General features: G+C 73.3%; 29 protein-coding genes. 20 read left to right on the top strand and 9 right to left on the bottom strand.

Annotated elements, in window-relative coordinates; all coding sequences use genetic code 11:
• Positions 1 to 101 precede the first annotated feature (101 nt).
• Complete coding sequence (locus tag ACN27D_RS06815) at positions 102 to 641, top strand: HNH endonuclease (RefSeq protein WP_013288071.1); 540 nt, start codon at positions 102 to 104, stop codon at positions 639 to 641.
• Between the two features lie 9 nt (positions 642 to 650).
• On the opposite strand, the gene ACN27D_RS06810 is transcribed toward ACN27D_RS06815, so the two are convergent.
• The 3 genes from ACN27D_RS06810 to ACN27D_RS06800 form a co-directional block, all read right to left on the bottom strand.
• Complete coding sequence (locus tag ACN27D_RS06810) at positions 651 to 1520, bottom strand: class F sortase (RefSeq protein ID WP_120573574.1); 870 nt, start codon at positions 1518 to 1520, stop codon at positions 651 to 653.
• Positions 1521 to 1534: 14 nt separating this feature from the next.
• Positions 1535 to 2044, bottom strand: coding sequence for a hypothetical protein (locus ACN27D_RS06805; RefSeq protein ID WP_120573575.1), 510 nt, complete (start codon positions 2042 to 2044; stop codon positions 1535 to 1537).
• A gap of 78 nt (positions 2045 to 2122) precedes the next feature.
• Entirely contained in the window at positions 2123 to 2563 is a 441-nt protein-coding gene (locus tag ACN27D_RS06800) for an Lrp/AsnC family transcriptional regulator (protein ID WP_091423095.1), read from the bottom strand.
• 142 nt (positions 2564 to 2705) lie between these two features.
• On the opposite strand from ACN27D_RS06800, the gene ACN27D_RS06795 reads away from it, so the two are divergent.
• The 11 genes from ACN27D_RS06795 to ACN27D_RS06745 are packed head-to-tail and all read left to right on the top strand — an operon-like array spanning position 2706 to position 13376.
• A complete protein-coding gene (locus ACN27D_RS06795) occupies positions 2706 to 3590 on the top strand; it encodes a tryptophan 2,3-dioxygenase family protein (protein WP_135241658.1) in 885 nt (294 codons plus the stop codon).
• A 14-nt stretch (positions 3591 to 3604) separates the two neighbouring features.
• Positions 3605 to 4945 carry a kynureninase gene (gene kynU / locus ACN27D_RS06790; protein ID WP_421498783.1) on the top strand — a complete coding sequence of 447 codons (1341 nt, stop codon included), beginning with the start codon at positions 3605 to 3607 and terminating at the stop codon, positions 4943 to 4945.
• Positions 4942 to 6270 (top strand): FAD-dependent oxidoreductase, encoded by a 1329-nt coding sequence (locus ACN27D_RS06785; RefSeq protein WP_393158125.1) that lies wholly within the window; start codon positions 4942 to 4944, stop codon positions 6268 to 6270. The genes kynU and ACN27D_RS06785 overlap by 4 nt, the downstream gene beginning before the upstream one ends.
• Before the next feature lie 20 nt (positions 6271 to 6290).
• Complete coding sequence (locus ACN27D_RS06780; protein ID WP_421501116.1) at positions 6291 to 7772, top strand: 2-hydroxymuconic semialdehyde dehydrogenase; 1482 nt, start codon at positions 6291 to 6293, stop codon at positions 7770 to 7772.
• Positions 7773 to 7828: 56 nt separating this feature from the next.
• Positions 7829 to 8638 (top strand): 2-keto-4-pentenoate hydratase, encoded by an 810-nt coding sequence (locus ACN27D_RS06775; RefSeq protein WP_121683144.1) that lies wholly within the window; start codon positions 7829 to 7831, stop codon positions 8636 to 8638.
• A 45-nt stretch (positions 8639 to 8683) separates the two neighbouring features.
• Positions 8684 to 9613 (top strand): acetaldehyde dehydrogenase (acetylating), encoded by a 930-nt coding sequence (locus ACN27D_RS06770; protein ID WP_358175137.1) that lies wholly within the window; start codon positions 8684 to 8686, stop codon positions 9611 to 9613.
• Positions 9610 to 10668 (top strand): 4-hydroxy-2-oxovalerate aldolase, encoded by a 1059-nt coding sequence (dmpG, locus tag ACN27D_RS06765; protein WP_393158123.1) that lies wholly within the window; start codon positions 9610 to 9612, stop codon positions 10666 to 10668. Before ACN27D_RS06770 ends, dmpG begins: the two co-directional genes overlap by 4 nt.
• Positions 10665 to 11438 (top strand): 2-keto-4-pentenoate hydratase, encoded by a 774-nt coding sequence (locus ACN27D_RS06760; protein ID WP_120573583.1) that lies wholly within the window; start codon positions 10665 to 10667, stop codon positions 11436 to 11438. Before dmpG ends, ACN27D_RS06760 begins: the two co-directional genes overlap by 4 nt.
• On the top strand, positions 11435 to 11860 hold the full coding sequence (locus ACN27D_RS06755; RefSeq protein WP_357896893.1) for a RidA family protein: 426 nt from the start codon (positions 11435 to 11437) through the stop codon (positions 11858 to 11860). The genes ACN27D_RS06760 and ACN27D_RS06755 overlap by 4 nt, the downstream gene beginning before the upstream one ends.
• Positions 11853 to 12377, top strand: a complete 525-nt coding sequence (locus ACN27D_RS06750) for a 3-hydroxyanthranilate 3,4-dioxygenase (protein WP_421498782.1) — start codon at positions 11853 to 11855, stop codon at positions 12375 to 12377. Before ACN27D_RS06755 ends, ACN27D_RS06750 begins: the two co-directional genes overlap by 8 nt.
• A 3-nt stretch (positions 12378 to 12380) precedes the next feature.
• Positions 12381 to 13376 (top strand): amidohydrolase family protein, encoded by a 996-nt coding sequence (locus tag ACN27D_RS06745; protein ID WP_013288057.1) that lies wholly within the window; start codon positions 12381 to 12383, stop codon positions 13374 to 13376.
• A gap of 45 nt (positions 13377 to 13421) precedes the next feature.
• Here ACN27D_RS06745 and ACN27D_RS06740 read toward each other — a convergent pair whose 3' ends face one another.
• Complete coding sequence (locus tag ACN27D_RS06740; RefSeq protein ID WP_421498781.1) at positions 13422 to 14354, bottom strand: alpha/beta hydrolase; 933 nt, start codon at positions 14352 to 14354, stop codon at positions 13422 to 13424.
• 209 nt (positions 14355 to 14563) lie between these two features.
• Between ACN27D_RS06740 and ACN27D_RS06735 the strand changes: the two genes are divergently transcribed.
• The 3 genes from ACN27D_RS06735 to ACN27D_RS06725 all read left to right on the top strand — a co-directional run bounded on the left by ACN27D_RS06735 (position 14564) and on the right by ACN27D_RS06725 (position 16791).
• Positions 14564 to 16036 carry an amidase gene (locus ACN27D_RS06735; protein ID WP_421498780.1) on the top strand — a complete coding sequence of 491 codons (1473 nt, stop codon included), beginning with the start codon at positions 14564 to 14566 and terminating at the stop codon, positions 16034 to 16036.
• 70 nt (positions 16037 to 16106) lie between these two features.
• Entirely contained in the window at positions 16107 to 16391 is a 285-nt protein-coding gene (locus ACN27D_RS06730) for a hypothetical protein (protein WP_026268244.1), read from the top strand.
• A complete protein-coding gene (locus ACN27D_RS06725) occupies positions 16378 to 16791 on the top strand; it encodes a DUF5130 family protein (RefSeq protein ID WP_421498779.1) in 414 nt (137 codons plus the stop codon). Before ACN27D_RS06730 ends, ACN27D_RS06725 begins: the two co-directional genes overlap by 14 nt.
• A gap of 139 nt (positions 16792 to 16930) precedes the next feature.
• Here ACN27D_RS06725 and pepN read toward each other — a convergent pair whose 3' ends face one another.
• A complete protein-coding gene (gene pepN / locus ACN27D_RS06720; RefSeq protein ID WP_357896898.1) occupies positions 16931 to 19477 on the bottom strand; it encodes an aminopeptidase N in 2547 nt (848 codons plus the stop codon).
• Positions 19478 to 19705: 228 nt separating this feature from the next.
• Here pepN and ACN27D_RS06715 point away from each other — a divergent pair, with 228 nt between their 5' ends.
• The 4 genes from ACN27D_RS06715 (at position 19706) to ACN27D_RS06700 (ending at position 22615) form a co-directional block, all read left to right on the top strand.
• Positions 19706 to 20329, top strand: coding sequence for a disulfide bond formation protein DsbA (locus tag ACN27D_RS06715; protein WP_421498778.1), 624 nt, complete (start codon positions 19706 to 19708; stop codon positions 20327 to 20329).
• Positions 20330 to 20455: 126 nt separating this feature from the next.
• Positions 20456 to 20785, top strand: coding sequence for a hypothetical protein (locus tag ACN27D_RS06710; protein WP_421498777.1), 330 nt, complete (start codon positions 20456 to 20458; stop codon positions 20783 to 20785).
• An 87-nt stretch (positions 20786 to 20872) separates the two neighbouring features.
• A complete protein-coding gene (locus ACN27D_RS06705) occupies positions 20873 to 22072 on the top strand; it encodes a DUF1015 family protein (protein WP_358175152.1) in 1200 nt (399 codons plus the stop codon).
• Between the two features lie 72 nt (positions 22073 to 22144).
• Positions 22145 to 22615 (top strand): ribose-5-phosphate isomerase, encoded by a 471-nt coding sequence (locus ACN27D_RS06700; RefSeq protein ID WP_358175155.1) that lies wholly within the window; start codon positions 22145 to 22147, stop codon positions 22613 to 22615.
• Positions 22616 to 22631: 16 nt separating this feature from the next.
• Here ACN27D_RS06700 and ACN27D_RS06695 read toward each other — a convergent pair whose 3' ends face one another.
• The gene (locus ACN27D_RS06695; protein WP_421498776.1) at positions 22632 to 23018 is read right to left on the bottom strand and encodes a hypothetical protein; all 387 of its coding nucleotides are present in this window, start codon (positions 23016 to 23018) and stop codon (positions 22632 to 22634) included.
• Between the two features lie 124 nt (positions 23019 to 23142).
• Positions 23143 to 24363: a GNAT family N-acetyltransferase gene (locus ACN27D_RS06690; RefSeq protein ID WP_244933215.1), complete on the bottom strand. Its 1221-nt coding sequence runs from the start codon at positions 24361 to 24363 to the stop codon at positions 23143 to 23145.
• A 99-nt stretch (positions 24364 to 24462) separates the two neighbouring features.
• On the opposite strand from ACN27D_RS06690, the gene ACN27D_RS06685 reads away from it, so the two are divergent.
• On the top strand, positions 24463 to 25005 hold the full coding sequence (locus ACN27D_RS06685) for a hypothetical protein (protein WP_120573593.1): 543 nt from the start codon (positions 24463 to 24465) through the stop codon (positions 25003 to 25005).
• Between the two features lie 54 nt (positions 25006 to 25059).
• Here the strand turns inward: ACN27D_RS06685 and ACN27D_RS06680 are convergent, their stop codons facing one another.
• Both ACN27D_RS06680 and ACN27D_RS06675 read right to left on the bottom strand, forming a co-directional pair.
• Positions 25060 to 25539 (bottom strand): hypothetical protein, encoded by a 480-nt coding sequence (locus ACN27D_RS06680; protein ID WP_421498775.1) that lies wholly within the window; start codon positions 25537 to 25539, stop codon positions 25060 to 25062.
• A gap of 200 nt (positions 25540 to 25739) precedes the next feature.
• Positions 25740 to 25991 carry a hypothetical protein gene (locus ACN27D_RS06675; RefSeq protein WP_421498774.1) on the bottom strand — a complete coding sequence of 84 codons (252 nt, stop codon included), beginning with the start codon at positions 25989 to 25991 and terminating at the stop codon, positions 25740 to 25742.
• Between the last annotated feature and the right edge of the window lie 38 nt (positions 25992 to 26029).

Below are 26029 nucleotides of genomic sequence, written 5' to 3'. Positions count from 1 at the left end.
GACGTCGGTGATCCGGCCGGCGTCGGAGCCGTTCCGCGCTGTCCGCGGGGCGGTTCCGGCGCAGACGAGGCGGGAGCGACTGGACCGGGAGGGTGAGCGCGATGCCTGACATACGACCCACGGCGGGCTCCGGTGCACTCGTTCTCAACGCCACCTACGAGCCCCTGTGCGTCGTGTCGGTGCGTCGTGCCGCGATCCTCGTCCTGTCCGCCAAGGCGGTCTGCGTCGCCGACGGCGAGGGCATCCTGCACAGCGCGCGCAACGCGTTACCGGTGCCCTCGGTGGTACGCCTGACCCGCTACGTCCGGGTGCCGTACCGCACCCACGTCGGGCTGTCCCGGCGGGCCGTGTTCGCCCGCGACGGGTGGCGGTGCGCGTACTGCCGGGGGCCCGCCGAAACCATCGACCACGTCTTCCCACGCAGCCGGGGCGGTCGGCACGCCTGGGAGAACGTGGTCGCCGCGTGCGCGCGGTGCAACCACACCAAAGGCGACAAGACGCCCGCCGAGCTGGGCTGGCGGCTGCACCACCTGCCGGCCGCGCCCAAAGGAGCCGCCTGGCGGGTGCTCGGGCACCGCGCCCCCGACCCGCGCTGGGCGGACTGGCTCGACCTGCGCGAGCCCGAGCCCGAGGCGGCCTGACCGGCCCGCTCAGCGCGCCTTGACCAGCGAGGCGTAGACGACCAGGTTGTCCGCGTACCCGGTCTCGCCCCCAACCCAGCGCCCGCCGCAGGTGATCAGCCGCAGGTTGGGCCGGCTGAAGTCGCCGTAGACGTCCTCCACCGGCAGCTTCTCCTTGCCGTACCGCTCGATCGACGTCACCTCGAACACCGCCACCGAGCGGTCCTCCCGCGTCACCTCGATCCGGTCGCCGTCGTCCAGCTCCCTCAGCCCGTGGAAGACGGCCGGACCGGTGGTGGTGTCGACGTGCCCGACGAGCACGGCCGGTCCGTACTGGCCGGGGGTGGGGCCCTGGTCGTACCAGCCGACCTCGCCGGCCCGCTCCACGTCCGGCACGGCGATGCTGCCGTCCGGCGCGATGCCCACCCGGTGCACCGGCGCACGCAGGTCGAGCTTGCCGATGCTCAGGCCGGTCGGTGGACTGGCCGGCAGCACCGGGAACTTCTTCGGCGGTGGGCGCAGGCCGGCGACGATCCGGTCCGGCAGCACGCTGACGCCGGTCACCCGTTCCACGCCGAGCATGGCCACGATCAGCGCCATCACGCTCGCCACCACGAGCACCGGGACACCCGGGTTGCGGCTCGGGGCGTACCGGCGGGTGGTGGTCCTGGCGGCGCGGGCCGGGACCGGCCGGGACTGCGGGTCGGCGGTGGCGACGCTGGCCGAGAACGCGTGCCCGGCGACGTGGGCGAACCGGCGCGCGGCCCCGGCGGTCAGCCGCAGCGCGGCCCGGAGCCGGCCGGCGCGCTGCGGCGACCGGCGGCCGGGACGGGCGGCGGCGCGGCGTCTGCGGTCCGCCGCCGGGCCGGTACGGTCCCGGCGGCGCGATGAGCGGGCCATTGCGGCACCTCTCGTCAGACGCGGCCGCCGGACTTACGGCGGGCGCTCACACCGGCGACCACTGCCACCGCGACCAGGCCACCGACCAGCAGCAGCGAGCCGGTGCCCCGGCTACCCGCGGTGCCACCGCCGCCGGTCGCCGGTCCCTTGCTCGGCTGCGCCATGTTGAGCACGGTGAGCATGGTCGAGGCGGTGTTGCCGTTGGAGCAGTCCAGGTTCACCGGGTAGTCGCCCGGCGCCTTGTTGCCGGGCACGGTGACCGAGCCGCTGAGGAAGCCGTTGTCCGGCCGCAGCGTCACCCGCCCGAAGGCGTCGGAGGTGACCTGCGCCTGGCGGTTGTTGCTGTTGTCGCACCCGGCGCGCAGGTTCACCCGGGAACCGGCCTGGACGCTGTTCGGCGTCACCTCGATGAACACGCTCTCCCCGGCCCGGGCCGGTGGCGCGGTGGTCAGGACGAACGCCGCGACCAGGCCGAGCAGGCCCAACACGGACGACAACGCACGATGTGACAGGAGCCCTCGCATGGTTCCCCCCTCCCGGCGCGACGGTGCGCCGGACCACTGACGGGCAGCGGCGCCTGCTTTCCCGGAGGGCAGGGGAAGCTAACGAGGCGCCTTGACCACGGGGTGCCAGGCCAGCGGGGTGGAGAGCACCATCGTGCTGGACGGCTGCCCGTACGGCGCGAGACGGTCGATGACCTCCTCGAACTCGCCCATGTTGGTGGCGGCGACCTTGAGCATGCTGCACGCGTCCCCGGTGATCCGGTGGATCTCCATGATCTCCGGCCAGCCCGCGACGTCGGGGTCGTTGAGGATGCAGCGCGCGCCGTAGCAGGACATCCGGATCAGCGCGAGCACCGTGCGCCCGGCCCGGGTGAGGTCGACGTGGGCGTGGTAGCCGGTGATCACACCGGATTCCTCCAGCCGCCGTACCCGCTCGGCGACAGCGGGCGGCGACAGGTGAACCCGGCGGGACAACTCGCTGTACGAGAGCCGGGCGTCGGCCTGGAGCTCGCGCAGCAGCGCCCAGTCCATGTCGTCCACGCGCGGACCTTCCTTCCGTAAAGACGGCGACGCGAGATGGTTTCGGTTCGCGAAGTGAGACCACCATACCGCCGTTGAACAGGCATTCCATTCGGCCGCCCACCAGCGGGATCATGACGTCTACCCCGCGCACGGACGGAGAATGACTGTGGAACAGACGACGGCGGTGCGCCCGGTAACCCCCCAGGAACGGGCGGCTCGGGCGGCACGCAACGGCGGCGAGCCGACGCTGGAGTTCGCCGACCGCGTGCCGTACGACGCGTACGTGCGGGCCAGCACGCTGCACCGGCTCCAGGAGCCGCTCAGCGACGACCCGGGCGAGATGTCCTTCCTGATGGTCAGCCAGATCATGGAGCTGTACTTCGGCCTGACCTGCCACGAGCTGCGGCACGCCAAGCGTGAGCTGCGCGAGGACCGGATCTGGGAGGCGCTGCCCCCGCTGCGCCGGGCCGCCCTGCACCTGGAGGGCCTCAACGCCGCGTGGCACGGCCTGCGCTGGATGAGCCCGGCCGACTTCAACCGCTTCCGCGACCGGCTCGGCGAGGGCTCCGGCTTCCAGTCCGCCATGTACCGCCAGCTGGAGTTCCTGCTCGGCCTGCGCGACCGGGCGCTGATCCGCCCGTTCCGCCGGCAGACCGAGGTGTACGACGAGCTGACCGCCGCGCTCGCCACGCCGAGCCTCTGGGACGAGGTGGTGGCGCTGCTGGCCCGCAAGGGCTTCGACGTGCCGGACGAGCTGCTGTCCCGGGACGTGAACGCCGAGCACGAGGGACACCCGGCGATCGAGGCGGCCTGGGTCCGGATCTACGGCGACAACGGGCCGGACAACCACCTGCGCCTGCTCGGCGACGCGCTCACCGAGATCGCCGAGGAGTTCGGCGACTGGCGCTGGAACCACGTCAAGGCCGTCCAGCGCACCATGGGCGCCAAGGTCGGCAGCGGTGGTTCCGCCGGACTGGCATGGTTGCAGCGCAGCATGGCCCGGGTGGTCTTCCCGGAGCTGTGGTCGGCCCGCACCGCGATGTGACGAGAGAGAACAGCATGCACACCCCCGAGAACGAAGCCCTCCGCCGCGACGCCGCCGACCCCGGCCACCGGCACCTGTTCCACATCCCGCCCGCCGACGGCGGCCGCCACCCCGACACGGCGTACCTGGCGGGCAACTCGCTCGGCCTCCAGCCGCGGGCCACCCGCGACGAACTCCTCGCCGACCTGGACGCCTGGAGCCGCCTGGGCGTCGAGGGGCACCTGGAGTCGGAGCGGCCCTGGCTGCCGTACCACGAGCTGCTGACCGCACCGGCCGCCCGCCTGGTCGGCGCGCTGCCCGCGGAGACCGTGGTGATGAACTCCCTCACGGTCAACCTGCACCTGCTGATGGTCAGCTTCTACCGGCCCGCCGGCGAGCGCACCCGCATCGTGATCGAGGACAGCGCGTTCCCCTCGGACAGCTACGCCGTGCGCAGCCAGGCCCGCTTCCACGGCCTGGACCCGGACACCACTGTGGTCCGCCTCAAGCCGCGCCCCGGCTCCGACACGCTCGGCACCCAGGACGTGCTGGACTTCCTGGCCCGCGAGGGCCACACGGTGGCGCTGCTGATGCTCGGCGGCGTGAACTACCTGACCGGCGAGCTGATGGACATCCCCGCCATCACCGCCGCCGGCCGGGCCGCGGGCGCCGTGGTCGGCTGGGACCTGGCGCACGCCGCGGGCAACGTGCCGCTGTCGCTGCACGACTGGGACGTCGACTTCGCCGCTTGGTGCTCGTACAAGTACCTCAACTCCGGCCCGGGCGCGCTGGGCGGCGTCTTCGTCCACGAGCGGCACCTCGGCGACCCGTCGATCCCGCGCTTCGAGGGCTGGTGGAGCACCGAGGCGGCCACCCGGTTCGAGATGACGCCGGTGTCCCGGCCGCCGGCCACCGTCGAGGCGTGGCAGATCTCCAACCCGCCGATCTTCGCGATGGGCCCGGTGCGCACGTCGCTGGAGCTGTTCGACTCCGTCGGCATGCCGGCGCTGCGCGAACGCAGCCTGCGGCTCACCGCCTGGCTGGAGCAGCTGCTCGACGAGGTGACGCCCGGCCGCCCGCTGACGGTGGTCACCCCGCGTGACCCGGCCCGGCGCGGTTGCCAGCTCTCCGTGCGCATCGGCGTGAGCGCGAGGAGTGAGCCGGGTCTGCGAGCCCCGCAGTCGCGAACGGAAGGCGGCTGGGTGGGCAGCGCGAACGAGCTGACCAAGCGGCTGCGGCACGAGCACGGCGTGGTCGCCGACGCCCGGGAGCCGGACATCGTCCGGTTCGCGCCGGTGCCGCTCTACTCCACGTACCACGACTGCTGGCGGGTCGCCGAGGCGCTGGCGGCAACGTTTGAGAAGGAGGGCTCGTGAGCGAGCGCGACGAGATCGCCGTGGTCGGCGCCGGGCTGGCCGGCTGTCTGCTGGCCTGCTACCTGGCCCGGCGCGGCTACCCGGTGGCCCTCTACGAGCGGCGGCCCGACCCGCGTACCGGCACCGTCGAGCGGGGCCGGTCGATCAACCTGGCGCTGTCCGAGCGCGGCCTGGACGCGCTTCGCCGCATCGGCCTGGAGGAGGAGGTGATGGCGGACGCGCTGCCGATGCGCGGCCGCATGATCCACCCGGTCGAGGGCGAGCCGGAGTTCCAGTCGTACAGCGGCTCCGGGGACCGGGCGATCAACTCGATCAGCCGGGGCGCGCTGAACAACGCGCTGCTCGACGCCGCCGCCGCGCTGCCGAACGTGCGCGTCGCCTTCGACCACCGGCTGGTCGGGCTCGACCCGCTCGGCGGCGAGATGACGTTCGAGACCCCGCAGGGCAAGGTCACCGCCACCGCCTCGGTCGTCCTCGGCGCCGACGGCGCCGGCTCCGCGGTGCGCGGGCAACTGCTCGCGTACGGCGGCGTGACCGAGAGCCTGGACTTCCTCGACTACGGCTACAAGGAGCTGACCATCCCGCCGCTGGGCGGGGAGTTCGCGCTCGACCCGGGCGCGCTGCACATCTGGCCGCGCGGCACCTCGATGATGATCGCGCTGCCGAACCCGGACCGCTCCTTCACCTGCACGCTGTTCTGGCCCACCCACGGCACCCGCAGCTTCGCCTCGCTCAGCAGCCCGGCGGCGATCGAGCAGTTCTTCGCCACGCACTACCCGGACCTGGTCCCGCTGGCGCCGAACCTGGTCGACGACTACCAGCACAACCCGGTCGGTGTGCTCGGCACGGTGCGCTGCACGCCGTGGCAGGTGGCCGGCAAGGTCGGCCTGATCGGCGACGCCGCGCACGCCATCGTGCCGTTCTACGGCCAGGGCGCGAACTGCGCGTTCGAGGACGTGGTCGAGCTGGACCGCTGCCTGGACGAGTGCGACGACGAGTGGGCCGCCGCATTGCCGCTGTTCCAGCACCGCCGCCAGGACAACGCCGAGGCGATCGCCCGGATGGCGCTGGCGAACTTCGTGGAGATGCGGGACAAGGTCGCCTCGCCGGTGTTCCGCACCCGCAAGCAGGTCGAGCACGCGCTGGAACGGGCGCTGCCCGGCCGCTACGTCTCCCAGTACGAGCTGGTCTCCTTCTCCACCACCCCGTACGCGCAGGTGCGCCGCCGGGTGCGCGCGCAGTACGCGGTGGTCGGTGCGGTCGCGGCCGGCGCGGTCGCGCTGCTGGCCGGTGGTGTCCGCGCGGCGCTGGGGCGGCGGCGATGACGCTCTGGGATCCCCGGCTGATGACCGGGCACGCGCCGGACGGCCCCGGCCTGCTCCGCAACTTCGTCGGCGGCGAGTTCGTCCACGCCGGTTCCCGGTTCACCAAGCGCAGCCCGGTCACCGGCGAGCCGGTGTTCGAGGTGGTCGAGGCGTCGGAGTCGACTGTGGACGACGCGGTCGCGGCGGCCCGGGCGGCGCTGCGCGGCCCGTGGGGCCGGATGGGGGAGCGGGAACGCGCCGAGGTGCTGCGCCGGGTCGCCGACGAGCTGGAGCGGCGCTTCGACGACTTGGTCGCCGCCGAGGTCGCGGACACCGGCAAGTCCATCTCGCAGGCCCGGACGCTCGACATCCCGCGCGGCGCGGCCAACTTCCGGGCGTTCGCCGAGATCGTGGCCACCGCGCCCACCGAGTCGTTCACCACAGTCACCCCGGCCGGGGGCCGGGCGCTGAACTACGCGGTCCGCAAGCCGGTCGGCGTGGTCGCCGTCATCGTGCCGTGGAACCTGCCGCTGCTGCTGCTCACCTGGAAGGTCGCCCCGGCCCTGGCCTGCGGCAACGCCGTCGTGGTCAAGCCCAGCGAGGAGACCCCCGCGTCGGCCACGCTGCTGGCCGAGGTGATGGCCGCGGCGGGCGTGCCCGACGGCGTGTTCAACCTGGTGCACGGCTTCGGCCCCGGCTCGGCCGGTGAGCACCTGACCCGCCACCCGGGCGTGGACGCGATCACGTTCACCGGCGAGTCGGCCACCGGCAGCGCGATCATGCGCGCCGCCGCCGACGGGGTGAAGGCGGTCAGCTTCGAGCTGGGCGGCAAGAACGCCGGCCTGGTGTTCGCCGACGCCGACCTGGACGCGGCGGTCGCCGGTTCGGTGCGGTCCAGCTTCACCAACGGCGGCCAGGTCTGTCTCTGCACCGAGCGCATCTACGTGCAGCGGCCGGTGTTCGAGGAGTTCACCGCACGGCTGGCCGAGCGGGCCGGCGAGCTGGCGTACGGCTGGCCGGACGACGAGGCGACGGCGAACATGCCGCTCATCTCGCACGGGCACCGGGACAAGGTGCTCGGCCACTACGCGCTGGCCCGCACCGAGGGCGCCGAGGTCCGCGCGGGAGGCGGCACGCCGCGCTTCGGCGACGGCCGTGACGGCGGGGCGTACGTGCAGCCGACTGTGCTCACCGGCCTGGGGGCGGACGCCCGCACCAACCAGGAGGAGATCTTCGGCCCGGTGGTGCACGTCGCGCCGTTCGACGACGAGGACGAGGCGTACGCGCTGGCGAACGGCACCGCCTACGGCCTGGCGGCGACGGTGTGGACGCGGGACGTGGGCCGGGCGCACCGGGCCGGCGCCCGGCTCGACGCGGGCATCGTCTGGGTGAACACCTGGTTCCTGCGCGACCTGCGCACCCCGTTCGGCGGGGTGAAGGCGTCGGGAGTGGGCCGCGAGGGCGGCGTGCACTCGCTCGACTTCTACTCCGAGCTGACCAACGTCTGCGTGGACCTCACATGAGTGCGCGTGGTGGGCAGAATGGCCGGAATCCCCAGCGACGTAAGCGAGGAGCCGCCATGACCGTGGACATCGAGGCCGCCAACCGGGAACTGGCAGTGGCCCGGCAGGACGGGAAGCCCTGCCCGCCGCTACGCGGCCGGCTGCTGCCCGAGGGCGACATCGAGGCCGCGTACCAGGTGCAGCAGGTCTACACCCGGCAACGGCTGGGCAAGGGGCACCGCCGCGTCGGCGCGAAGATCGGCCTGACGTCGCGGACCGTGCAGGAGAGCTTCGGCGTCTTCCAGCCCGACTTCGGGGTGCTCTTCGACGACATGGCCGTCGGCGACGGTGTCGAGGTGCCGATCGACCGGCTGCTCCAGCCGCGGGTGGAGGCGGAGATCGCCTTCGTGCTCGGCGCGGACCTGCCGGACGAGCGGGTCACCACTGTCGACCTGATCCGGGCGGTGGACCACGTGCTGCCGGCCATCGAGATCGTCGACTCGCGGATCGCGGACTGGGACATCTCCATCGTGGACACGGTGGCGGACAACGCCTCCAGCGGGCTGTTCGTGCTCGGCACCGCGCCCCGGCGGCTCGCCGACGTGGACCTGCGGCTGTGCGGCATGGTGCTGGAGCACGCCGGTGAGCCGGTCTCGGTCGGCGCGGGCGCGGCCTGCCTCGGCAATCCGCTGCACGCGTTGCAGTGGCTGGCCGGCACGATGGCCCGCGCCGGTGACCCGCTGCGGGCCGGCGACGTGGTGCTCTCCGGCGCGCTCGGCCCGATGGTGCCGGTCACGCCCGGCGCCGCGTACGAGGCGCGCATCTCCGGCCTCGGCTCGGTGCGTACCTGCTTCTCCTCGGAGGAGACCCGTGAGCGCGAGGAGTGAGCCGGTTTTGCGAGCCCCGCAGTCGCGAACGAAAGGCGGCACAGCATGAGCGTCGGAGTGGCGGTGCTCGGGTCGGGCAACATCGGCACCGACCTGATGATCAAGGTGCTGCGGCTCAGTGAGAGCCTGCGCATGGTGGCGATGGCCGGCATCGACCCGGCCTCGGACGGTCTGGCCCGGGCCCGCCGGCTCGGCGTGACCACCACCGCCGAGGGCGTCGACGGCCTGGTCGCGCTGCCCGAGTTCGCGGACGTCCAGCTCGTCTTCGACGCCACCTCGGCCGGCGCGCACAAGCGGCACGACGAGGTGCTGCGGGCACACGGCCGCACCGTCGTCGACCTGACGCCCGCCGCGATCGGCCCGTACGTGGTGCCGCCGGTGAACCTCGACGAGCACCTGGGCGAACCGAACGTCAACATGGTGACCTGCGGCGGGCAGGCCACGGTGCCGATCGTGCACGCGGTCGGCCGGGTCACCCCCGTCGCGTACGGGGAGATCGTCGCCTCGATCGCCTCGAAGTCGGCGGGTCCGGGCACCCGGGCCAACATCGACGAGTTCACCGAGACGACCGCCCGCGCCATCGAGGTGGTCGGCGGCGCCGAGCGCGGCAAGGCCATCATCGTGCTGAACCCGGCCGACCCGCCGCTGCTGATGCGCGACACGGTCTACTGCCTGTGCCCGGACGCCGACGCCGACCGGGGCTCGATCGCCGCCTCGGTGGCCGACATGGTGAAGACCGTGCAGGAGTACGTGCCCGGCTACCGGCTCAAGCAGGACGTGCAGTTCGACGCGGTCGACACGTACGCGCCGGTGCTGGGCCGGCACTTCACCGGCCTTCAGGTGTCGGTGTTCCTGGAGGTCTCCGGCGCCGGGCACTACCTGCCCGCGTACGCCGGGAACCTCGACATCATGACGTCGGCCGCGCTGCGTACCGCCGAGCGGCTGGTGGCGCTGCGGGAGGTGAGTGCGCGATGACCGACCTCTACATCCAGGACGTGACGCTGCGCGACGGCATGCACGCCATCGCCCACCGGTACACGGTCGACCAGGTGCGTACCATCGCCGCCGCGCTCGACGCGGCCGGTGTGGCGGCGGTCGAGGTGGCGCACGGCGACGGCCTGGCCGGTTCCAGCGTCAACTACGGGCACGGCGCCGCCGCCGACGCGGACTGGATCGCCGCCGCCGCCGAGGTGCTGACCACCGCGCGGCTCACCACGCTGCTGCTGCCGGGCATCGGCACCATCGCCGACCTGAAGGCGGCGAAGGCGCTCGGCGTGACCAGCGTCCGGATCGCCACCCACTGCACCGAGGCGGACATCTCCGCCCAGCACATCGCCTGGGCCCGGGAGAACGACATGGACGTCTCCGGGTTCCTCATGATGTCGCACCTCAACGACCCGGCCGGGCTGGCCGCGCAGGCCAAGCTGATGGAGTCGTACGGCGCGCACTGCGTCTACGTCACCGACTCCGGCGGCCGGCTGCTGATGTCGGACGTGGCGCAGCGCGTCGACGCGTACCGGCAGGTGCTGGAACCCGAGACGCAGATCGGCATCCACGCGCACCACAACCTGTCCCTGGGCGTGGCGAACAGCGTGCTGGCGGTCGAGCACGGCCGGATCCTCGGCGACGGCCCGCTCGGTTCGCCGTCCGGGCGGACCGTCCGGGTGGACGCGTCGCTCGCCGGCATGGGCGCCGGTGCGGGCAACGCGCCGCTGGAGGTCTTCGTCGCGGTCGCCGAGCTGCACGGCTGGAAGCACGGCTGCGACGTGTTCGCGCTGATGGACGCCGCCGACGACCTGGTCCGCCCGTTGCAGGACCGGCCGGTCCAGGTCGACCGGGAGACGCTCTCCCTGGGGTACGCGGGCGTCTACTCCAGCTTCCTGCGGCACGCCGAGCGGGCCTCGGCCAGGTACGGCGTGGACGTCCGCTCGATCCTGGTCGAGCTGGGCCGCCGCCGGATGGTCGGCGGCCAGGAGGACATGATCGTGGACGTGGCACTGGACCTGGCGGCTAAGGGGAGTAACTCATGATCGGGCCGGACATCGCCGGCATCGCGGAGAAGCTGGGTGCGGCGGCCGACGACGCCACCGCGATCCCGCAGCTCGCCGCCGAGACCGGCCTCGACGTCGACGCCGCGTACGCGGTGCAGACCGCGCTGGTGCAGCGCCGCCTCGACCGGGGTGAGCGGCTGGTCGGCCTGAAGATGGGGCTGACCAGCAAGGCCAAGATGGCGCAGGTCGGCGTGGACGAGGTGATCTGGGGCCGGCTGACCGACGTGATGCGGGTGCCCGACGGCGGCGGTGTCGACGTCGGCGACTTCATCCACCCCCGGGTCGAGCCGGAGGTGGCGTTCCTGCTGGACCGGCTGCCCGACCCGGGCGAACCGGTCGGCTCGTTCACCCGTGCGGTGCGCGCGGTCGCACCGGCGATCGAGCTGATCGACTCCCGGTACGCGAACTTCACCTTCTCGCTGCCGGACGTGATCGCCGACAACACCTCGGCCGCCGCGTTCGTGGTCGGGCCGTGGTCGCCGGTGCCGGACGGGCTGGACAACCTCGGCGTGCTGCTGGAGATCGACGGGCGGGTGGCGCAGGTCGGCTCGACCGCCGCCATCCTCGGCGACCCGCGTCGCGCGCTGGACGAGGGGCTGCGTCTGGCCGGCCGGCACGGCGTCCGGCTGCGCAAGGGCTGGGTGTTCCTGGCCGGCGCGGCCACCGCCGCGGTGCCGCTGCGCCCCGGCGCACACGTGCGCGCCACTGTGGAGAAGCTCGGTTCCGCCACGCTCAAGGCCCTGCCGTGACGGCCCGCGTGGTGGCCGGGAAGGCCGTGCCGCGGGGCGCGTTCCCGCACGTCAAGGTGGCCGGCGGGTTCGTCTACGTGTCCGGCACGTCGTCGCGCCGGCCGGACAACACGTTCGCCGGGGTGTCGGTGGACGAGTTCGGCACCACCGACCTGGACATCCGGGAGCAGACCCGGGCCGTGATCGAGAACATCCGGGACCTGCTGCGCACGGTCGGCGCCGACCTGACCGACCTGGTGCAGGTCACCAGCTACCTGGTCAACATGAACGACTTCGGTGGCTACAACGAGGTGTGGGCCGAGTTCTTCGACGCCACCGGGCCGACCCGGACCACGGTGGCCGTGCACCAGCTTCCGCACCCGCATCTGCTGATCGAGATGCAGGCAGTCGCCCTACTTCCGTCGGGAGGTTCCCATGAGTGAGATCGCCGAGCCGTTCAGCTTCTCCGGCTGGATCGGCGAGAACCAGCACCTGCTCAAGCCCCCGGTGGGCAACAAGGAGATGCTGCCCGGCAGCGACGACTTCATCGTCATGGTTGTGGGTGGCCCGAACCAGCGCACGGACTTCCACGTCGACCCGTACGAGGAGTTCTTCTACCAGGTCAAGGGCAACATGCACATCAACCTGATGCTGCCCGAGGGGCCGCGTACGGTGCACGTGCGCGAGGGGCAGATGTGGATGCTGCCGCGGAACACCCCGCACTCGCCGCAGCGCCCCGAGGCCGGCTCGATCGGCATGGTGATCGAGCGGGTCCGCGAGGAGGGCACGCTGGAGAAGTTCCAGTGGTACTGCGGCGAGTGCCACCACAAGGTGCACGAGGTGGAGTTGCAGGTCCGCGACATCGCCGCCGACCTGCCCCCGGTCTTCGCCGCGTTCTACGCCGACGAGACGGCCCGCACCTGCGACAACTGCGGCGCGCTGCACCCGGGCAAGGGCTGACGCGTGCCGGTCGTGGACGTGCACACGCACGTCGTACCGAAGGGGTGGCCGGACCTCGCCGCGGCGTGCGGCGGGTCCGGCTGGCCCTGGCTGCGGGTGGACTCCGAGCGCGCCGCCATGATCATGGTGGGGGAGACGGAGTTCCGCCCGATCGGCGCGCAGTGCTGGGACGCGCCGACCCGGCTGGCCGACATGGAGGCCGACGGCGTGGACGTGCAGGTCGTCTCGCCCACCCCGGTGTTCTTCAGCTACGACCGACCGGCCGACCAGGCGGTCAAGGTGGCCCGGATCTTCAACGACCTCACGCTGGAGGTCACCGCGGCCGGCAACGGCCGGCTGGTGCCGTTCTGCCAGGTGCCGTTGCAGGACCCGGACGCGGCCTGCGCCGAGCTGGACCGCTGCCTGTCGGCGGGGCACGCCGGCGTGGAGATCGGCAACCACGTCGGCGACCGGGACCTGGACGACGAGGGCATCGTGCAGTTCCTGACCCACTGCGCCGAGGTCGGCGCGCCGGTGTTCGTGCACCCGTGGGACATGCCCGGCGGCCCCCGGCTGGACCGGTGGATGGCCCGCTGGCTGACCGGGATGCCGGCCGAGACGCACCTGTCGGTGCTCGCGCTGATCCTCGGCGGCGTGTTCGACCGGGTGCCGGACACGCTGCGGATCTGCTTCGCGCACGGTGGCGGCAGCTTCCCGTTCTGGCTGGGCCGCGCCGACAACGCCTGGCACCGTCGCGGAGACCTGGTGCGCGGCGCGTCCAGCGCGCCGCCCAGCTCGTACGTCGACAGGTTCCACGTCGACTCGGTGGTCTTCGAGCCGGCCGCGCTGCGGCTGCTGGTGGACACCATGGGCGCCGAGCGGGTGCTGCTCGGCAGCGACTACCCGTACCCGCTGGGGGAGCGGCCGGTCGGCCAGGTGGTGCACCGGGCGGACTTCCTCACCGACGCGCAGCGGGACGCGCTGCTCGGCGGCAACGCGCTGCGGTTCCTCGGCCGCTGACGAACTCCGGGTGCGTCTGCCGAGGGCAGACGCACCCGGAACGGCTCAGGAGTGCGGGCAGGTGTCCCGGTACTCCTCGATCGCGGAGCCGCGAGGCGCCGGGCAGAGGAACTGCTCGTAGCGGGTGTCGTCGTCGACGAACCGCTTGAGCCACGAGATGCTGTATTTCGCGACTGTCACGTTCGGCGAGGTCGGCGCCGAGTGGCTGGCCGCGTTCAACTCCAGGTACGCCTTGTCCAGTGTGGCCGGCAGGCTGGTGTAGAACGGCTCCGAGTGCGACGACACCGGTGCCACCGAGTCGTTCTCGGCGCCGATGACGAGCGTCGGCACGCGTACCGACGACCAGTTCTTCGTCGTGTGCCAGCCGGTCAGCGGGATCGCCGCCTGGAGCGCGGGCCGGGCGTTCGCCGCCGACAGGCTGCCGCCGCCGCCCATCGAGTGCCCCATCACGGCGAGCCGGTTGCGGTCGATCCGGGTACGTACCGCGCTGGTGTTGGTCAGGTAGTCCAGGGCGGCCAGGAGCTGGGTGCCGCGGCTGGCCGGCTGGTCGTAGACGGAGAGGGTGTCGATGGTGATGACCACGAAGCCCTGCGAGGCCAGCCGCGGCCCGAGCCAGGAGACTGCCGACTGGCCGGCGGTGAAGCCGGGGGAGATCGCGACCGCGCCGAACGTGCCCTCGGCGGTGCTGGTCGGGTAGTAGATCGTGCCACCGCGGAAGCCGCTGACGCTCGATGCGGAGACGGTGGTCTGGGCGGTCGCGAACGGGCCCCGGGTGGCCTCGATGGAGGCGGCGGTGGGCGCGGGGCCGCGCTCGTAGGGGTTCGCGGCCAGCGCTGCCGCCGGCCCGCCGTCACCGGCACCGGCCGGGGTCACCGGCAGGGCGGCGAGGCCGGCGGCGGTCAGGGCGAGGGCGAGCAGGGGGCGCAGGGCGCGCGGAAGCCGGGACGGGTGGTCCGGTGTGCCGGGTGCGTGGTGCACGGCGTGCTCCTCGGGGTGGTGGGGGCGGCCTTCGATCGACTTGCGTCGATCTTCACATCCTGCGCGTCACGCCCGCCCGGCGGACCATCCCGAACCGGTCATGTCACCCGCATATGGACCGGCCGCCGCGGGCCGGATCACCCGCATATGGACCTGCCGCCGGACGTGTCGCCGGGCCTCCCGGCCGCCGGACCGGCAGGATGGACGGCATGGCCGAGCCGCATGACCTGACCGCGCTGGAACAGGCCGCCGCGATCCGCCGGGGCGAGCTGTCCAGCCTGGAGCTGGTCGAGCACCACCTGCGCCGGGTCGAGGCGCTCGGCGACACCGTCGGCGCGTTCGTCACCGTCACCGCCGGCCGGGCCCTTGCCGCCGCCCGTGCCGCCGACGCGCTCGGGGCGGAGGAACGCGGCCCGCTGCACGGGGTGCCGACCGCGATCAAGGACCTCACGCTCACCGCCGGGGTACGCACCACCTTCGGCTCGGCCGCCTTCGCCGACTTCGTCCCGCCGGTCGACGCCGACGTGGTCCGCCTCCTGGCCGACGCCGGCCTGGTCAGCCTCGGCAAGACCACCACCTCCGAACTCGGCTGCTCGCTCTACTCCGAAGGGCTGGTGGCGCCGCCGGCCCGCAACCCGTGGGACCTCGCGTACACCGCGGGCGGGTCCAGCGGCGGAGCGGCAGCGGCGGTCGCCGCCGGGCTCGTGCCGGTGGCCCAGGGCTCCGACGGCGGCGGCTCGCTGCGCATCCCGGCCGCGCTCTGCGGCCTGGTCGGCTACAAACCCAGCCGGGGCATGGTCTCCGGCGGGCCGCTCGGCTTCGGCGGCTTCGGGCTGCCGGTGAACGGGCCGATCGGCCGTACCGTCGGCGACGTGGCCGCGCTGCTCGACGTGCTCGCGCGCCCGGTGCCCGGCGAGCCGTACCTGCCGCCGGAGTCGCCCGCCGGCGGGTACCTCGGCGTCACCCGCGCCGCCCACGCCACCGGCCCCGGCCGGCTGCGCGTCGGCCGCTTCACCACGCCGATGCTCGCCGACGAACCGGTCCACCCGGACTGCGTCGCCGCCGTCGACCGGGCCGCCGCGCTGCTCACCGACGCCGGCCACGAGGTGGTCGACGTCCCCGCGCCGCTCGGCCCCGAGGCGTGGCCGCTGTTCGAGACCGTCTGGTACGCGCTGGCGGTCACCCCGGTCCCGGCCGGGCGCGAGGGCGACCTGCTGCCGCTGACCCGGTTCCTGCGCGAGCGCGGCGAGGCGCTCGGCGCGGCCCGGCTGATGGCCGCGCTCGGCGAACTCCAGGCGCAGGTACGCCGTGGCGTACGCCGTACCGCCGGTTGTGACCTGCTGCTCTGCCCGACGCTCGCGACCCCGCAGGCGCCGGTGGGCGCGTTCGCCGCCCTCGAACCGGCCGAGGACTTCGACCGGCAGCGGCGCTTCTCGCCGTACTGCGCGGTCTTCAACGTGACGGGCGATCCGTCCGTTTCGCTGCCGGTCGGACGGACCGCCGACGGGCTTCCGGTCGGGGTGCTGCTCACCGGCCGGTACGGCGACGACGCGACGTTGCTCGCCACTGCCGCGCAACTGGAGCACCGGAGTGACGGATGGGATCAGCACCCCGCAATCTGGCGGGCCGCCGACTCCGCTAACGTGAACATCACAAGTGACGTGGGACGCGACCGGTCCTGACCGGCCGACCCGCACCATTCCTGGTCTCTCTTTCCGCCTGGGGGCGTTGGGATTGTCTGTTACCGAGACGTTGGTGGTCTTCGTCGGCATCCCGGCCGCCGCGGTGCTGCTGATCGCCGCCCTGGCGGCCGTCGGCAGCCGCGGCAACGGTGGCGGCGCCAAGCGCTACCGGCCGGGCCGGCCCTTCGACTTCACTCCGGTCTGGTTCCTGGGCCGTCCGGAGCAGCTGGCCGACTCGGCCGGCACGGCGCTGGCCGCCGGGGCGCAGGCGCCGGCGTTGACCAGCCGCAAGCAGGAGCAGGCCGGCCGGGAGGCGCCGGCCGGTGGAACCGGAGGCGCAAGTGACCGTTGGTGAAGCGCGGCCCACGACGGGGACGGGCACCCCGCCCAACGTGCTGGACGGACCGTTCTCGACCCGTCAGCTGCTCCGCATCGACGAGGCGCTGCGCCTCGCCGACCAGGGCACCGGTCTGGTCTTCTCGGTCTACGTCGGCGGCCTCGACGAGCCGATCCGGGAGCACGCCGAGCGGCTGCACCGCCAGCTCGCCGACCCGGACCGCTCGGTGCTGATCGCGGTGTCGCCCAACCAGCGGCAGCTGGAGATCGTCACCGGCAAGTACGCGCGCAAGCGCATCCCGGACACGTACGCCAAGCTGGCCGCGCTCTCCATGGTGGCCTCCTTCGGCGGCGGCGACCTGGCCGGCGGCATCATCCAGGGCCTCGACCAGCTCGCCAGCCACGCCGGCAAGGGCTGATCCGCCCGCACACACGACGAAGCCCGGCCCGCGCACACGCGGGCCGGGCTTTCTCGTTCGCCGGCGGCGCAGGGCCCACGACAGCGGCCGGGGCCGGCGCGGGCTGCCACCCGCGCCGGCCCCGGCCGGCATGCCTCACTCAGGCGCTGCGCGCGTCCCGCTCCCGGGCCTTCAGCGCGCGGACCACGCCGTCGCGGCCCTCGGCCACCAGCCGCCGCAGCGACGCCGGCCGCCCGTCCTGGGCCAGCCAGGCGTCGGTGGCCGCGACGGTGTCCTCCTCGACCAGGTACGCCGGGTAGGCGAGCTGCACGAACTCCTGCGCCGGCTCGCTGTCGCGCTGCGCCCACACCTGGTCCACCGTGGCGAAGTACCGCTCCCGGTAGGGCGCGGTCAGCTCGACCTGCGCCGGGTGGGTGAAGCCCTGCAACAGCGCCCGGTTGCGCCAGTTGGGCAGCGCGTCCGGGCCGGTGAGCAGCGCCCACACCGCGGCCTTGTTCTCGGCGGTCGGCACCAGCGCGTGCGCGTACGCGGCCTCCCGCTCGCCGCTGGCGGTACGGTCGGCGGCCAGTTCCGCGTCCACGTCGGCGGCACCGGCCGCGCCGTTGGCGACGAGCGACTGGAGCACCGTCCAGCGCAGCTCCGTGTCGACGGTCAGCCCCTCCGGCACACCGTTGCCGTCCAGCCAGCCGCGCAGCGTGGCCAGGTCCTCGCCGGAGCGGGCCGACGAGGCGTACGCGCGGGCCCAGGCGAGCTGGAAGCCGCTGCCCGGCTCGGCCGCCGCGAGCGCGGTCCGGGCGGTACGGGACAGGTCGGCCCAGCCGGTCGGCGCCCACTCCGGGTCGGCGTAGAAGGTGAGCGCCGTGGTCGCCTGCCGCAGCGTGGCCGTGACCAGGTTGATGTCGGTCTCGGCGGTCAGCCCGGCCAGCACCAGCGCCACGTAGTCGCGGGCCGACAGCTCGGCGTCCCGGGTCATGTCCCAGGCGGCGGTCCAGCACAGCGCGCGGGCCAGCGACGAGTCGAAGCCGGCGATGTGCTGCACCACAGTGGCCATCGACCGCTCGTCCAGCCGCAGCTTGGCGTAGGTGAGGTCCTCGTCGTTGAGCAGCAGCACGTCGGCGGCCGGCTTGCCGTGCAGCTCGGACAGCTCGGTCAGCTCGCCGGTCACGTCCGTCTCGATCAGCTCGCGGCGCACCAGCCGGCCGTCGGTCAGGTCGTACAGGCCGACGCCGATGCGGTGGGTACGCAGCGTCGGGTAGGCGGCCGGCGCCTCCTGCCGGACCACCACCCGCTCGTACGTGCCGTCGGCGCCGATGGTCACCTCCGGGCGCAGCGTGTTGACCTGCGCGGTCTCCAGCCACTGGGCGGCGAACTTGCGCAGCTCCCGGCCGGAGGCCGACTCCAGCTCGGACAGCAGGTCGTCGAAGGTGGCGTTGCCCCAGGCGTACTTGCCGAAGTAGGCGCGCAGGCCGGCCAGGAACGGCTCCTCGCCCACGTACGCGACGAGCTGCTTGAGCACGCTCGCGCCCTTGGCGTACGTGATGCCGTCGAAGTTGACCTCGACGGCCTCCAGGTCCGGCATCTCGCAGTAGACCGGGTGGGTGGAGGAGAGCTGGTCCTGCCGGTAGCCCCAGTTCTTGCGGATCGACAGGAACGTGGTCCACGCGTCGGTGAAGCGGGTGGCGTGCGTGTTGCACCAGTGGCTGGCCCACTCGGCGAACGACTCGTTGAGCCACAGGTCGTTCCACCAGCGCATGGTGACCAGGTCGCCGAACCACATGTGCGCCAGCTCGTGCAGGATCGTGTTGGCGCGCTGCTCGTACTCGAAGTCGGTGACCTGCGACCGGAAGATGTAGTGCGACTCGGCGTGCGTGACGCAGCCGAAGTTCTCCATCGCGCCGGCGTTGAAGTCCGGCACCCAGAGCTGGTCGTACTTGGGCAGCGGGTAACGCACGCCGAACTTCTCCTGGAAGAAGTCGAAGCCCTGCGTGGTGATCAGGTGCAGGTCGTCGGCGTCCATGTGCGGGGCCATGCTGGCCCGGCAGAAGTAGCCCATGTCGATGCCGTCGTGGGTGCGGCGCACCTCGTGGTACGGGCCGGCGCACAGCGCGGTGATGTAGGTGCTCATCCGCTCCGAGACGGTGAAGTGCACCGTCTTCAGGCCCTCACCGGCGGCCTCCTCGCGCTGCACCGGCATGTTCGACACGACCCGCCAGTGGTCCGGGACGGTGGCGTGCCAGGTGTAGACGCTCTTCAGGTCGGGCTGGTCGAAGCAGGCGTAGACCTTCTGCGCGTCGGCGGTCTCGAACTGGCTGTAGAGGTAGGTCTCGCCGTCCACCGGGTCGACGGTGCGGTGCAGGCCCTGCCCGCTGTTGGAGTAGCCGAAGTCGGCGTCGACCACCAGCACGTTGTCGGCGGCCAGGCCGCTGAGCGTCAGTCCCTTCTCGGCGGACCAGCCGGACAGGTCCACCGGCTCGCCGTTGAGCGTGGCCGACCGCACCGATTCGGCGGCTGTCTCGATGAATGTGGTCGCCCCCGGCTCGGTACAGCGGAACCGGACCTCGGTCACCGAGCGGAACGTGCGACCGGTGGACTGCACCGCGGTCGACAGGTCAAGGCTGATGTCGTACCCGGTCACCTCGAGCAGGCGGGCCCGCTCGGTCGCCTCGACCTGGGTCAGGTTGCGCACTCCCGGCACTGTTCGTCTCCATCCCACTCGTCTCGCCGCGCCCCGCGGCGCCGGTTCTCCCCCGGCCGCTCGTGACGGCCCGTCGAAGACCGAGTCTTCCATGCACGGACCGCTCTCGGTGGTCGAGGTCACGCTCTCATTCCGGTACCGGGCGCCGGGGTACGGGGTGAGGATCGGAGGTGACCGCGCCGGGTCCCCGGCGCGACGATGTCGTGAAGGGAAAACACCGTGACCGAACGTGTCACCGCGGACATGTGGTTCGACCCGCTGTGCCCGTGGGCGTGGATCACCTCCCGTTGGCTGCTGGAGGTCGAGCAGGTCCGGGACGTGGACATCCGGTTCCACGTGATGAGCCTGTCCGTGCTCAACGACGGCCGGGAACTGCCGGAGGAGTACCGGGACCTGATGCGCGACGGCTGGGGCCCGGTGCGGGTGTGCATCGCCGTCGAGCAGGCGCACGGCGCCGAGGCGCTGGCGAAGCTCTACACCGCGATGGGCACCCGGATCCACCTCGGCAAGGAGGGCCTGGGCCGGGACATGCTGGTGGGCGCGCTCACCGACGTGGGCCTGGACCCGGCGCTCGCCGACGCGGCCGGGTCCACCCAGTACGACGAGGCGCTGCGGGCCAGCCACGAGGCGGGCATGCGGCCGGTCGGCACCGACGTGGGCACCCCGGTGATCCACGCCCCGGGTCCGAACGGCGGTCAGGTCGCCTTCTTCGGCCCGGTGATCACCCCGGCGCCGAAGGGCGAGGCGGCCGGCCGTCTCTGGGACGGCGTGCTGCTCGTCGCCGGCACCCCCGGCTTCTACGAGCTGAAGCGCACCCGGGAGCAGGGTCCGATCTTCGACTGAGCGCGGGACGTGACGCGCCCGGGCCCCGCACCGCCCGTCACCGGGCCGGTGCGGGGCTCGTTTCACCGGGTGTCCCAGCCGACGGCCCGCGGGGGCCGCAGCACGGCAGCTCCTGGAGGCGTTCCCATGGCCAAGCACCGCCGCATGTCCGACGACGCGCCGCAGCAGGCGACCGAGGACTCCGGTGCGACGTACTGGTCGGTGACCGAGAGCCACTGGCCGGCCGGCCCGGCCGAGGTGGCCGACCTGCTGGCCCCGCCGATCGTGGTCGGCGTGGCCCGGGTGGTGGCCACCTCGCGGATGACACCGCCGGGCGAGACCGTCCGGCCCGGCCGCGCGCCGTCGCGGTCCGGCGCCGCCGTCGGTGCGATGACGGTACGCCTCAACGCCGGCTCCCGCCCCGCCCCGCCGGTGCGCCGCCCCGCCGCGGGCCGGCACCGCAACTCCACCGCCTGAGCCGTCCCGGGCTGGTCGCTATCACCTGGTGGTAAGCGGGTGAGTCCGGCGGCGGCGCCGATCGGGGCCCGGGTAGCGTCAGCGGACATGACGGTCGTGCATCCGATCGCCCGGGCCTGGATCACCACTGGCGGCACCGGCGCGCAGAACTACGACGAGTTCGCCGACGACGCGGAGATCACCTCCATCGTCGAGGCGAATCCGCACAGCGCCCTGGGCATCGAGATGCCCCACCGGGCGCCCGGCAGCCTCGGGAAGTCCTTCCTCGACGCGCTGCCGGATGCCGTGGCGCGCCTGGCCGAGGCGAAGGCGGACGGCAGCTACACGCCGGCCGAGCAGGTGATGGTGCTCTACCGGATCAGCGCGCCGGGCGAGGAGAGCGCGTACGGGCTGTGGGCCATGGTCGACACCGACCAGATCTCCACCCGCGCCGACGAGCCGGGCCTGGTGATCCGCAACGAGGACGTGTTCATCGCCAAGGTGCGGGAGCGCGTCGCCCTGGCCGAGGCGCTCGGTCACCTGCTCTCGCCCGTACTCCTGCTCCAGACCGGCAAGGGCGACGAGCTGCACGCCGCGCTCGCGGCGGCGACCGACGCGGCCGGCGCGCCCGCCGCGACGGACGTCGACCAGTCCGGCCGCACGCACGCGATCTGGCTGCTCGGTCCGGGCCCGGCGCAGGACGAACTGACCGCGCTGGCAGGCGGCGGGGATCTGGTGGTCGCGGACGGCAACCACCGCAGCCTGGCCGCGCAGACCGGCGGTTTCCCGCGCTTCCTCGCGGTGGTCACCACGCCCGCGTCGGTCGCCATCCAGCCCTACAACCGGCTGGTCAGCGAGCTGACCACCACGCCGGACGAGCTGCTCGACCGGCTGCGCGCGGCGGGCGCGGAGGTCACCCCGGTTCACGGGCCGGTCGACGTCCCGGCCACCGGCGGCGTCGTGCACCTCCACCTGGGCGGCCGGGGTTACGCGGTGACGCTGCCGCACGTCGGCGCCGGCCGGCTGGAGAACCTCGACCACGCGCTCGTCGAGCGCCTGCTGCTGCGCGACGCGCTGGGCCTCGACCCGGGCGACAAGCGGATCACGTACGTGGGCGGCGACTACCCGGCGAGCTGGCTCGTCGGTGAGGTCGACGCCGGCCGGGCCGAGCTGGCGGTGCTCGTCGCGCCGGTGACTGTCGACGACTTCGTCGCGGTGAACCTGGCCCGGGAGAAGATGCCGCGCAAGAGCACCTGGTTCACCCCGAAGGCGCGGGCCGGCCTGGTCGTGGCCGAGCTGCCGCACTGACCGTGTGACGAATCCGCCTCCGGGTCGCCGCCCGCGCGCCGGCCCGGACGCGGGCCTGTCAGACTGCGCGGTATGCGCGTCTACCTGGGATCCGACCACGCCGGTTTCGAGTTGAAGGTGCACCTCGCCAACCACCTGGCCAAGCAGGGCTACGAGGTGGTCGACGTGGGACCGCACGTCTTCGACCCGGACGACGACTACCCGGCGTTCTGCCTGCACACCGGTGACCGGGTGGTCGGTGACCCGGGCAGCCTCGGCGTGGTGATCGGCGGCTCCGGCAACGGCGAGCAGATCGCCTCGAACAAGGTCGCGGGCGTCCGGGCGGCGCTCGCCTGGAGCGTCGACACCGCCCAGCTCGCCCGCGAGCACAACGACGCCAACATCGTCGCGATCGGTGCCCGGCAGCACACGCTGGACGAGGCCACCGCGCTCGTCGAGGCGTTCCTGACCACGCCGTTCTCCGGCAACCCCCGGCACAGCCGGCGCATCGAGCAGGTGGCCGCCTACGAGCAGAGCCGCCGCCTGCCCGAGCTGCCCGCCTGAGCGGACCCCTCCGGGTTCACCGCCCGTTGCGGGGCAGGTCCTCGCGCGGCACCCAGTTGCGGCGGATGAGCACCACCCGCTGTTCGGCCTCGGCGAGGTCGTCCTCGGTGGGGCGGGCCGCGTCGCGTGCCCGCAGCGCGGCCGTCACGCTCACCTGCGACGAGCCGGAGCCGACCAGCCCGCGCAGCCCGCGCTCGCCCTCCTCGGCGGGCGCGGCGGCGCGGCGTCCCCGGGGCTCCGGCTCGCCCGGCCGGCCACCGCGCGCGGGCCGGGACACCACGTCGTCGTGTACGGGTGCGGTGCTGGCGGTGGTCCCGCTGGTGCCGGTGCTGTCGGCGTCGGCCGGGGTGCCGGCCTCGCCGTGATGCCGCAGCCGTCGTCGCCGTCGCTCCGCCTCACCCATCCCCCGACCGTACCGCCCCCGACCCACCCGCGCCCTGGGTCGCGCGATCATGAAGTTGGCCGGGACGAACCGGACGGTTCACGCCGCCAACTTCATGATCGACGGGGGAAGCGGGCGGGGGCGGTCAGAAGACCTCCATGGGGGAGGGGGCGCGGTGCCAGGTGAAGGCGGGCGTCAGCGCGGTCAGCGTGTGCGGGATCAGCTCCTGGACGTGGCCGGCGGCGGCCAGCGCGTACGGGTTCGCGCCGCCGAGGTACAGCTCGCCGAGCGCGCGTACGTCACACGCCAGCCCGGCCGGGGCTGTGGTGGGCGTGCACTGCGCGCCGTCGCGCCCGCCGACCAGCCGCCAGCGGCCGGTGTTCTCCTTCAGCAGCTCGTCGGTGACCTCGATCACCACGTCCACGTCGGTGGCGTAGCGCCGGGCGGCGAGCGCGGCCGGCACGTCCACCACCCGCACCCAGAGCGCGTCGGCGAGCTGCGGGGAGAGCTGGCGGGGCTCGTCCACCAGCCGCAGCAGCGGCTCGTCCAGAGCCGCGATCGGGAACGACAGCCGGCGGGTCAGGTCGACCGAGAGCAGCAACCGCCACAGCGCCGTGTACGCCTCCGGCGTCGCCGCCACCACCTCGCCGACCTGCACCTCGGCCTGCGGCCCGGTGGCCGACGAGCTGTCCTTCGTCCGGTAGAGCGCGTACCCGTCGAGGCCGTCGGCGCCCTCGTGCAGCAGCACCCGGCGCTCGGTGGCGCCGCCCCGGTGCGCCTTGAGGTCCGCCAGCACGTACGACCACCAGCGCTCGTCGCGGCGGGACCAGCCGGGACGTTCGGCGCGGACCCGCTCGTACAGCCGGGCCAGCTCGTCCCGGTGCGCGTCCGGACGGTCCAGACGCAGCCTGCCCTCGGCGGGCGCCGGGGCGGGCAGCCGCAGGCCGGTGGTGTCCACGGACAGGACGTAGCGCGGGGCCGCCGACCCGTAGCCGAAGCGGGGGTAGATGCGTCCCTCGCTGGCCCAGAGCACCGCGATCGGCTCCCGGCCGGCGTCGCGGACGTCCCGCAGCTGGCGGCGCATCAGCGTGGTGAGCAGGCCGCGCCGCCGGTGCGTCGGCGCGACAGCGACCATCGTCACGTGCGCGGCGGGCACCTCCGCGCCCGGCACCGCGAGCTCGCGGCTGAACGCGGCGGCGTGGGCCACCGCCGTCCCGCCGTCGCGGACCAGCAGCGACCGGTCCGGCTCGAAGATCGGGCGTTCCAGCGCCTGCACCTCGGGGTCGAGATCGCCGTGGAAGGCCAGCGCCAGCAGCGCCGCGATGTCGTCGAAGTCCTCGGCTCGGGATACCAGCACGTCAGTCACGGCACGTGTGTATCGCACGGTGACGGGGGTCGGCACCCTATTTGCGGGCTGGCTACCCTCGGAACGGAGGCCGGTATCGGTCGAGGGGGAGGACGGAAGATGGCGGACCAGACACAGCCGTGGGCCGAGCGCACCGTGGAGGTGCCGCCCCAGCCGGGGGTGGTGCCCCCGCAGCGGGACGCGTTCCAGCGCGGGGTGGCGGCGGTCGGTCAGCCGCGCCCGTCGCGTACGCCGCGCACCGAGCAGTTCCCCACGGTCGAGCAGCACGGCGACTGGGCGGCGGAGCCGGCGCCGCGCCGGCCGATGAGCTGGCACCTGGCCCAGGCGCGCAAGGGCGGCGAGCTGAGCGCCGCCGGCGCGCTGTTCGCGTTCGTGTGCTGGGGCATCTGGGCGATCTCCGGCCGGGGCAACCTGGTCGCCCCGCTGCTGACGTTCGTGCTCAGCCTGCTCACCGCGGTCGGCCTGTTCGCGCTGGCCCGGCTGCTCGGCCGGCTGATCCTGGAGCGGCAGTTCGGCCGGGTGCGCCGCAGCGCCAGGGGCGCCCACCTGGTGACCGCATTGTTCCTGGTCGGCGTCGGTGTGGCCTATCTCCAGCAGACCGAGTGGGTGGTCTCCGCCTGGAACTGGGTGACCGGCAACTGAGCCCACCGGTCGTCCGTCCGGTACGCGCCGGACGGACGACCCGGGGCGTCGGCCTCAGAAGGTGGTCGGCGCGCCGGCCGTCTTGCAGGCGGCGTTGATGTCCTTGCTGGCCTTCTCCATGGCGGGGTTGTCGGCAGCGGTGCCCGGGTCGGCGGCCGAGCCGGCCTTGCCGGCCTCCGCGCCGAACTCCTTCAGGGCGGTGGCCGCCTTGCCGTCGCCGGCGGTCCCGGCCAGCTCGGTCACCCGGCTGCCGAGTTCGATCAGGATCGCGCCGGTCTGCTTCGTCAGGTCGCCGCCCCCCTGCACGACGGCCATGAGCTTCGTCCGCATGTCCTTGTTGATCTTCTCTGCGGCGGTGCAGAGGTCCTTGTCGCTCACGGCGGCCGCCGACGGCGAGGGGGCCGCCGTGGAGGGGGCCGCGGAGGCCGACGTGGCCGCCGGCCCGGCCGTGGTCGAGGGCTTCTCGTCGCCGCACGCGGCGAGGCCCAGCACGGCACAGGTCAGGAGGATCGGGATGATCCGGTTCGTTTTCACGTCTGGGCACGCTAGTCGATGCCCGTCATTGATCAAACTCGGTTTGCCGGGGTGGTCCGCGGGACGCACGGGCGGGCGGCATGCGTGCCGCCCGCCCGTGCCCGGCCGCGGTACGCCGCGACACCGGTCGTCGCTCCACCAGGACCGTGCTGCCTTACCCCGCCGCACGGGCTTCATCCGTCGCCCGTTGGGCTGAGCGCTCAGCTCTGCTCGTCGGCCTTCGGCGACGCGACCCGGGCCGCCGGGTCCTCGACGCCCGGCTCGCCGCCACCGGGCGCCACCATGCCGTCGTAGTTGTAGACCACGCCGTCGTCGCCGTGCTGCTTGGTGGTCCGGATGTAGCGGTGGATCATCCCGTCGATCTCGATCTCCACCAGGGCCTTGCCGTCCGCGTCCTGGCTGCTGCCGTCGCGGGGCCCGCCCACCAGGTACGCCTTCGTGTTCGTCTCCATGTGCCCGCCCTACCCCCGTCCGGGCCGGCGGAAACGGC

The organism is Micromonospora sp. WMMD1274 (genome assembly GCF_049179035.1).
GTDB classification, from domain to species: Bacteria; Actinomycetota; Actinomycetes; order Mycobacteriales; family Micromonosporaceae; genus Micromonospora; species Micromonospora tulbaghiae.
This window is presented reverse-complemented; position numbering and strand designations above follow the sequence as displayed.

Excerpts from the sequence above, each read along its gene's own strand:
- ACN27D_RS06700 (WP_358175155.1), top strand. The coding sequence starts at position 22,145 with ATGCGCGTCTACCTGGGATCCGACCACGCCGGTTTCGAGTTGAAGGTG.
- ACN27D_RS06695 (WP_421498776.1), bottom strand. The coding sequence starts at position 23,018 with ATGGGTGAGGCGGAGCGACGGCGACGACGGCTGCGGCATCACGGCGAG.
- ACN27D_RS06750 (WP_421498782.1), top strand. The coding sequence starts at position 11,853 with ATGAGTGAGATCGCCGAGCCGTTCAGCTTCTCCGGCTGGATCGGCGAG.
- ACN27D_RS06780 (WP_421501116.1), top strand. The coding sequence starts at position 6,291 with ATGACCGGGCACGCGCCGGACGGCCCCGGCCTGCTCCGCAACTTCGTC.
- ACN27D_RS06735 (WP_421498780.1), top strand. The coding sequence starts at position 14,564 with ATGGCCGAGCCGCATGACCTGACCGCGCTGGAACAGGCCGCCGCGATC.
- ACN27D_RS06705 (WP_358175152.1), top strand. The coding sequence starts at position 20,873 with ATGACGGTCGTGCATCCGATCGCCCGGGCCTGGATCACCACTGGCGGC.
- ACN27D_RS06815 (WP_013288071.1), top strand. The coding sequence starts at position 102 with ATGCCTGACATACGACCCACGGCGGGCTCCGGTGCACTCGTTCTCAAC.
- ACN27D_RS06775 (WP_121683144.1), top strand. The coding sequence starts at position 7,829 with ATGACCGTGGACATCGAGGCCGCCAACCGGGAACTGGCAGTGGCCCGG.
- ACN27D_RS06810 (WP_120573574.1), bottom strand. The coding sequence starts at position 1,520 with ATGGCCCGCTCATCGCGCCGCCGGGACCGTACCGGCCCGGCGGCGGAC.
- ACN27D_RS06770 (WP_358175137.1), top strand. The coding sequence starts at position 8,684 with ATGAGCGTCGGAGTGGCGGTGCTCGGGTCGGGCAACATCGGCACCGAC.
- kynU (WP_421498783.1), top strand. The coding sequence starts at position 3,605 with ATGCACACCCCCGAGAACGAAGCCCTCCGCCGCGACGCCGCCGACCCC.
- ACN27D_RS06805 (WP_120573575.1), bottom strand. The coding sequence starts at position 2,044 with ATGCGAGGGCTCCTGTCACATCGTGCGTTGTCGTCCGTGTTGGGCCTG.
- ACN27D_RS06675 (WP_421498774.1), bottom strand. The coding sequence starts at position 25,991 with ATGGAGACGAACACGAAGGCGTACCTGGTGGGCGGGCCCCGCGACGGC.
- ACN27D_RS06685 (WP_120573593.1), top strand. The coding sequence starts at position 24,463 with ATGGCGGACCAGACACAGCCGTGGGCCGAGCGCACCGTGGAGGTGCCG.
- ACN27D_RS06760 (WP_120573583.1), top strand. The coding sequence starts at position 10,665 with ATGATCGGGCCGGACATCGCCGGCATCGCGGAGAAGCTGGGTGCGGCG.
- dmpG (WP_393158123.1), top strand. The coding sequence starts at position 9,610 with ATGACCGACCTCTACATCCAGGACGTGACGCTGCGCGACGGCATGCAC.
- ACN27D_RS06795 (WP_135241658.1), top strand. The coding sequence starts at position 2,706 with ATGACTGTGGAACAGACGACGGCGGTGCGCCCGGTAACCCCCCAGGAA.
- ACN27D_RS06710 (WP_421498777.1), top strand. The coding sequence starts at position 20,456 with ATGGCCAAGCACCGCCGCATGTCCGACGACGCGCCGCAGCAGGCGACC.